Consider the following 6,376-nt stretch of genomic DNA (forward strand, 5'->3'; position numbering starts at 1 on the left):
AGCACCGAATCGAACAGCGCCGGATCAAAATCCGCCGCCAGATAAATCCGCTCCTCGCGCTGGCCCTGACGACTGCCCAGATCGGCGATCACCAGCCACGGTTGTTTCATCAGGCTGTCCGCTTCGGCGAACAACGCAGCGCGACCGTTGGCCAAACGATATTCGGCGCCGCCCGCACGACGTTGTTGGGCGACGCGGTCGGGATAGGCCAGCGCCAGCAACGCGCCGAGCCAGCGCGGATGATCGGGGTCGGCGACCGGTTCCGACGCCTTGCCACGCAGATAACCGCGATACTGCCGCGCCAGTTGCCGGGCTCGCTGCACGCCACCCTGAGCGCCGCGGGCAGCTCGTTCTTCACCCGACAACAACACCAGTCGACTGTGCAGATCCGCCCCGGCACCGCGCAAGATATCGCGTTCGCCAAGCAACGCCGCGACATCGCAAGCCATGTCCGCCAATCCCAGCGCCTGAGCGCGCAACAGTAGATGGGCGATGCGCGGGTGCGCCGGCAATTCGGCCATGGCCTGGCCGTGACGGGTCAGCGTTTCGCCTTCCAGTGCCCCCAGACGTTCGAGCAAATCCTGCGCCTGTGCATACGCGGCGGCAGGCGGTACATCGAGCCACACCAATTGCCCAGGCGTCACGCCCCAGCGGCCGAGTTGCAAGGCCAGCCCCGCCAGATCCGCCGAGAGAATTTCCGCACTGCCATAGGCCGCCAGTTGTTCGTGCTGATCCTGCGACCACAAGCGATAACACACACCCGGTTCCAGTCGCCCGGCCCGACCGGCGCGCTGCGTGGCGCTGGCCCTGGAGATGCGCTGGGTGTCGAGACGGGTCATGCCGCTGCCGGGATCGAAACGCGGCACCCGCGCCAGCCCGGCGTCGATCACCACGCGCACGCCGTCGATGGTCAGGCTGGTTTCAGCGATGTTGGTGGCCAGCACCACCTTGCGTTTGCCCGGTGGCGCCGGATCGATCGCCGCACGTTGCGCGGCCAGATCCAGTTCACCATGCAACGGGCAAAGCAAAACCTGTGGGTTGTCACCCAGCGCGTCGGCCAGTTGCTGATGCACACGCCGAATCTCCGCCTGCCCCGGCAGGAACACCAGGACGCTGCCGGTTTCGTCGTTCAAGGCTTCGAGAATGGTCTGCACCAGTCGCGGCTCGATGAATTCACAGGCCTGGAACGGTCGCCCCCAGCGCATTGCCACCGGGTACATGCGCCCTTCACTGCGCAGGATCGGTGCATCGTCGAGCAACCCGGCTAGGCGTTCGCCCTCGAGGGTTGCCGACATCAAGAGGATTTTCAGCGGCTGATCGTCACGGAACAATTCCCGGCCATTGAGGCTCAGGGCCAGCGCCAGGTCGGCATCGAGACTGCGTTCGTGAAATTCATCGAAGATCAGCAAGCCCACGCCTTCCAACGCCGGATCATCCTGCAAGCGCCGGGTGAGGATGCCTTCGGTGACCACTTCGATGCGGGTCTTCGGGCCCACCTTGCTGTCGAGCCGAATGCGATAACCCACGGTTTCGCCGACCTTCTCGCCCAGCTCACTGGCCAACCGCTCCGCCGCCGCACGCGCCGCCAGGCGACGTGGCTCAAGCATCAGGATGGTCTGCCCCGCCAGCCACGGTTCATTGAGCAAGGCCAAAGGCACGCGGGTGGTTTTACCGGCGCCGGGCGGTGCTTCGAGCACGGCTTCGTGGCGCTTGGCCAAGGCTTCACGCAGGGCGGGTAAAACTTCATCAATCGGCAAAGAAATCATGCTGGCTCCAAAACAGAGGCACGAGTATAACGGCGAACTGCCGGGCGTTTGTCAGGGTCCTAATTCATATCGACGACGTTTCGTTTTGAGATAACTCAGGAGATTTCATATGCGTGTTCCCTTTCGCCTGATCGGCGGTGTTCTGGTCGCGACGCTACTGACTCAAGTCACCGCTTGCGGTTCGATTTTCTACCCGGACCGCCGTGGCCAGATCGACGGCAAGATCGACCCGGCCATTGCCGTGCTTGATGCCGTGGGCCTGCTGTTCTACATCGTGCCTGGCCTGATCGCGTTTGCCGTGGACTTCGCCACCGGCGCGATTTACTACGCACCGGGAGAAACCGCGCAAGTCGCCCCGGAAAAACTCAAGGAAGCTATCGGCGCCGACGGCAAGGTCGATAACCTCAAGTTGCAGACTATTCTGGAACGTGAAACCGGCCGCCATTTCCCGCTGGACGATCCACGCCTGATCCAGCACAAGGGCAGCACTCAGCAATTGGCCCTGCTCGGCCTGCAACCCGCCGCGTAAGCGGTGCCCATGAAGGAATAGCCGCACTCATGATCTCCAGCTCCGAACACGCCCGCCTGCTGCGGCTGGCGACCCGTGCCTCGGTGGCGGTGGCCTGCTCGCTGATCATCGCCAAAGCCATCGCCTGGTGGTTGAGCGGCTCGGTGAGCATGCTCGCCGGGCTCACCGACTCGGCACTCGACGGCGTGACTTCGCTGCTCAACCTGCTGGCCGTGCACTACGCCTTGCGCCCGGCCGACGACGATCATCGCTACGGGCATGGCAAGGCCGAGTCGCTGGCGGGTATGGCGCAGGCGTTGTTCATTGGCGGTAGCGCGGTGCTGATTGCGTTGCAGGCGTTCGAGCGGCTCAAGCATCCGGAACCGGTGGGCGCACCGTGGATCAGCATTGGTGTGATTGTCTTTTCGCTGGTGATGACCCTGGCGCTGCTGATGTTGCAGCATCGGGTGGTCAAGGCCACCGGCTCCAACGCGGTGCGCGCCGATTCTTTGCACTACCGTTCGGATTTGCTGCTCAACGGCAGCATTCTGGTCGCACTGGTGCTGGCCGGGTTTGGCTGGCATCAGGTCGACCCCTGGTTCGGCCTGGGAATTGCCGCGTACATCTTCTGGAGCGCGGTGCAGATCGCCCGGGAAAGTTTTGCGGTATTGATGGATCAAGAACTGCCGCCGGATGTCAGCCAGCACATGCTCGAACTGGCCTGCAGCGTGCCCGGGGTGTTGGGCGCCCATGACCTGCGCACACGGATTTCCGGCAACCAATGGTTTGTGCAACTGCATCTGGAATTGCCGGGAGAACTGACCCTGTCAGTTGCCCATGGCATCAGCGATCAGGCCGCCGATGCGATTCACGCCGCTTATCCTCGAGCCGAAGTGCTGGTGCACGCCGACCCGCAGGAAGTGGTCAATGCCGCCCGGGCTCAGAACGTCACTCGATAACCGCGACTGCTCAGACACCCGCCCTGGGCCTGCCGGTAGGTTTGCACCACGGTCGGGTCCGGTTGATAGGTGTCGACGCGCGGGTCGAAACCACTTTGTTCCACCGCCCAGCGATAGCAGTCGTAGCCGTCCTGATTAACCTGCTCCGGCGACTGACCGTTGACCGGGTAAGCCTCCACGTCATAGCCATTGCCGGTCGCCAGCGGCTGTCCGGGCGGCTCGACCACCACGTAATCCTGCGTGCTTTCCTGATAGGCGTAGTAAGAGCCAGCCGCCAGGAACAACAGCGAACCGCCGATCCAGACTTCACGGGCATAGTCGGGCAAATACTGGATGCGTATCCCGCGTGGCGGCTGGACCACCACATAGCGCGGGCCTTGCGGGCGATACCAGTAGCCGCCGGAATAGAAATAATCACGACCGCCATAGGGCACCCGGTAGTCACGATCCGGGAAGCGGTCGATCACATGCCCCGGCCGATACTGCGGGCCAGGTCCCCAGCCATTGCCGTGACCGCTCGGACGACCTTGCCACTGGCTGCTGCCATTGGACGGTGCGCCGATGTAGCCATTCCAATGCGGGTTCGGGTCATTGCGCCGCGGTTCATCCTTGTAGTATCCACGGCGCGGTTCCTGGGTTTGCTGCACGGTGTCGGGCCGAGGCTGAATCGGCAAGTCGTTGGCCGGCAGTTGCGGCGGTGGCGGCGGCGAGCGCACACGGCTGTTGTAGTCAGGTGGTGGACGGTTCTGCCATTGGCCGTTGTTCTGAGGTTGATTCTGGCCGTTAGGCTCGAACTGGCGACTGTTGTCGCCACGAATGATCTCGTTATTCTGCGGGCGCGGCTGATTGTTAGCGCCATGTCCCGGATTATTGTTGCCCTGACGACCGCCGTCGCCGCGTTGCCCGCCGTCGGGGCCACGGTTCTGCGGCTCATCGGCCAGCGATTGCGCAGTGACACTGACACACAGCAAACCAACACCGGCCAAACGCCAGATGCGCGATTTCATGCTATTCCTCACTGCGGGTTAGGGCTGTCGGGATGAATTGTGCAGGCTCGCTTCTACACGTAAGACTGGAAATGCACAGGCCGGTTCTGCAACAGGTTATCAGTCGCGAAACTTATTTATTGAGGCCCGGGCGGCAAATTTCAGGCAAGAAAAAGGGGAGACCCGTCGGCCTCCCCTTGAGAACTTCGTCCGTGCTCGACGCTTTTGACGTCGGCTCACCTCACGCCGTCTTCTGGACAGTGTGTAGCTCGGAGGCCTGCGCATCCCCGGTGGGGGGTGGCGGCCGCGACTGGCCTGATTGGGCGAGTCGCACTGGACTGTTTGTCCGAGCAGTGATTCTGGTGATAAGAATAGGCTCGTGGCGCCGGCAGAGGATTGCGAAGATTGCTGAAATAAACATCACTTGCGCAATTTTTAACCCTGGATAGATAATCTGCCGCAATAGATACGACAAGGGATCGTTTGATGAGCAAACTCGACCGTTACGACCTGAGCATTTTGGCTGAATTGCAGCGCGATGCGCGCATCTCCAATCAGGAGCTGGCCGAACGCATCGGCCTGTCACCTTCACCCTGCTCGCGTCGGGTCAAGCAACTGGAAGACGACGGCTACATCTCCCGCCAGGTCGCCCTGCTCGACCGCAAGATGCTCGGCCTGAGCCTGACGGCCTACGTGCTGATCGGCATGGACCGCCATACGCCGGAGCGTTTCGAAAATTTCGAACAGGCCATTCGCACCTTGCCCCAGGTGCTGGAATGCAGCCTGGTGACCGGTATGGATGCCGACTATCAGCTCAAGGTGGTGGTGCCGGACATGGATCACTATCAGAAACTGCTGCTCGGTCACTTGACCCGGATTGAAGGCGTGACCAGTGTGCGCTCGAGTTTCGTGCTGAATCAGGTGTTGAACAGCACTGAACTGCCTTTGACTCATCTGCGTAGCTAATTACGCAATCGCTGGCAAGCCAGCTCCCACAGGTTTTGTGTTGGACAAAATATTGTGATCAACACAAAGCACTGTGGGAGCTGGCTCGCCAGCGATGGGGCCGGGCCGGGCGATGAATAGCTGCGACACACCGCCGCAGGCCCATACTGCACGCCGCCTGCCGGGCGTATACTCCCCGCGCCCTTTTAGCCTCGCCCGCGCTGGAGAAGTTCGATGGATCCTGCAGTATTCGAAGAGTGGATGATGACCGGACTGGTCAGCATCCTGATCATTTTCATGGGTTTCATCGTCTGGGATCTGGCGAAGAAATCCAAGGCCGGGCGTTTCGGCTCGTTCATCCTGTTCTTCGTGCTGGGCCTGGGCGTGGCCGCGTTCGTGATCAAGAGTGTAGTGATCGGCATGATCGAATCCGGCACCTTATAAACGCGCCGGCACTTCCTTCCACTGGCCCTGATCGAGCCCCTGGATCGTCCAGTCACCGATCCTGACCCGAACCAGCCGCAACGTCGGCAAGCCGACCGCTGCCGTCATGCGCCTCACCTGACGGTTGCGACCTTCGCGAATCACCAACTCCAGCCAATGGGTCGGCACGCTTTTGCGAAAGCGTACCGGCGGGTTGCGCGGCCACAGCTCAGGCTCATCCAGTTGCCGCGCCTCGGCGGGCAAGGTCATGCCGTCGTTCAATTCAACGCCGTCACGCAAGCGCTGCAACTGCTCGGCGCTCGGCTCGCCCTCGACCTGCACCCAGTAAGTCTTGGCCAGTTTGTGTTTCGGGTCGGCGATCCGTGCCTGAAGCTGGCCGTCATTGGTCAACAGCAACAACCCTTCGCTGTCGCGATCCAGTCGCCCTGCCGGGTAAATCCCGGGGATATCGATGTAATCCTTGAGTGTCGCGCGCCCTTCGCCGTCGCTGAATTGCGTCAGCACATCGAACGGTTTGTTGAACAGGATCAGCTTCGGTTCGGCGGGTGGCGCCTTGGCGACACGGCGCGGGGCTGAAGGCGAAGGCTTCGCGCCAGGGCGGCGGGAAACGGGGCGTGGAGGACGAGACATGGCGAAGAGAACATCTAACGGTCAGGGCCCACTATGCTAGTGGCCTGACCGCCAAATGACCATGACCAACCGTTAGCGGAACGGCGGCTCGTCGAAGCTGCGCAGTTTGCGCGAGTGCAGCGAGTTGAGTTCGGTGCG

At 62.0% G+C, this 6,376-nt stretch carries 7 protein-coding genes; 4 read left to right on the forward strand and 3 right to left on the reverse strand.

Annotated features, from left to right (window positions below):
* A partial coding sequence (hrpB, locus tag D8V06_RS23710) for an ATP-dependent helicase HrpB (protein ID WP_130931925.1) occupies window positions 1–1,766 on the reverse strand: 1,766 nt, incomplete at its 3' end.
* Window positions 1,767–1,875: 109 nt separating this feature from the next.
* Between hrpB and D8V06_RS23715 the strand changes: the two genes are divergently transcribed.
* A complete protein-coding gene (locus D8V06_RS23715) occupies window positions 1,876–2,295 on the forward strand; it encodes a hypothetical protein (protein ID WP_056855778.1) in 420 nt (139 codons plus the stop codon).
* Between the two features lie 29 nt (window positions 2,296–2,324).
* Window positions 2,325–3,233, forward strand: coding sequence for a cation diffusion facilitator family transporter (locus D8V06_RS23720; RefSeq protein WP_130931926.1), 909 nt, complete (start codon window positions 2,325–2,327; stop codon window positions 3,231–3,233).
* Here D8V06_RS23720 and D8V06_RS23725 read toward each other — a convergent pair.
* Entirely contained in the window at window positions 3,215–4,240 is a 1,026-nt protein-coding gene (locus D8V06_RS23725; RefSeq protein ID WP_130931927.1) for a DUF6515 family protein, read from the reverse strand. The genes D8V06_RS23720 and D8V06_RS23725 overlap by 19 nt on opposite strands.
* Before the next feature lie 465 nt (window positions 4,241–4,705).
* Between D8V06_RS23725 and D8V06_RS23730 the strand changes: the two genes are divergently transcribed.
* Complete coding sequence (locus D8V06_RS23730) at window positions 4,706–5,185, forward strand: Lrp/AsnC family transcriptional regulator (protein ID WP_056855781.1); 480 nt, start codon at window positions 4,706–4,708, stop codon at window positions 5,183–5,185.
* A gap of 213 nt (window positions 5,186–5,398) precedes the next feature.
* Entirely contained in the window at window positions 5,399–5,608 is a 210-nt protein-coding gene (locus tag D8V06_RS23735) for a DUF2788 domain-containing protein (protein ID WP_056855782.1), read from the forward strand.
* Here D8V06_RS23735 and D8V06_RS23740 read toward each other — a convergent pair.
* Window positions 5,603–6,238, reverse strand: coding sequence for a pseudouridine synthase (locus D8V06_RS23740; RefSeq protein WP_130905824.1), 636 nt, complete (start codon window positions 6,236–6,238; stop codon window positions 5,603–5,605). The genes D8V06_RS23735 and D8V06_RS23740 overlap by 6 nt on opposite strands.
* Between the last annotated feature and the right edge of the window lie 138 nt (window positions 6,239–6,376).

The sequence above is a fragment of the Pseudomonas sp. Sample_24 genome, from assembly GCF_004307605.1.
Classification (GTDB): domain Bacteria; phylum Pseudomonadota; class Gammaproteobacteria; order Pseudomonadales; family Pseudomonadaceae; genus Aquipseudomonas.